This is a genomic window from Actinomadura napierensis, from assembly GCF_039529375.1.
In the GTDB taxonomy this organism is placed as follows: domain Bacteria; phylum Actinomycetota; class Actinomycetes; order Streptosporangiales; family Streptosporangiaceae; genus Spirillospora; species Spirillospora napierensis.
Map to the genome: position 1 here is coordinate 1 of NZ_BAAAMR010000396.1, position 545 is coordinate 545.

At 42.0% G+C, this 545-nt stretch carries 1 pseudogene; it reads left to right on the forward strand.

The annotated features are described in order from the left end of the window. Positions 1-21: 21 nt before the first annotated feature. Positions 22-545 (forward strand): annotated as a pseudogene (locus ABD296_RS50125) (hypothetical protein); the annotation flags it as partial.

Here is a 545-nt window from a genome sequence, read left to right on the forward strand (position 1 = left end):
TCTTAATGCATCACACAATTAATGCCTTTTGATCAGGAAGTTAGGAAAACTATTTTTATATCAGGACTTGGGTATTTCAACGTGGCTACATCAGTATTAGTTATTAATTGCGGTTCTTCATCTATTAAATACGCACTGGTTTCAGAGCGTCGTGAAGATCGTATTTACGGTTTAGCAGAAAACTTAGGGGCAGCTGATGCTCGTATTAAAGGGATTACCGTCGGTGGAGAACCGCTAGAGCTTTCAATTCCTTATGCTGACCACGCCAAAGCTTTAGAAACTTTACTTGTACATCTTGCAAACTATAAACCTCAAGAAATCGGTCATCGTGTCGTACATGGTGGAAGCCTTACCAAAGCTGAACTACTCACCCCTGAAATTGTAGAACGTATTCGTGCAGCCACTCCGCTTGCACCGCTTCATAATCCTGCTCACTTAATCGGGATTGAAGCAACGATGCGCCTATTTCCTGAATTACCTCAAGTTGCCGTATTTGACACCGCATTTCATCAAACTATGCCTGCACATGCATACCGTTATGCAAT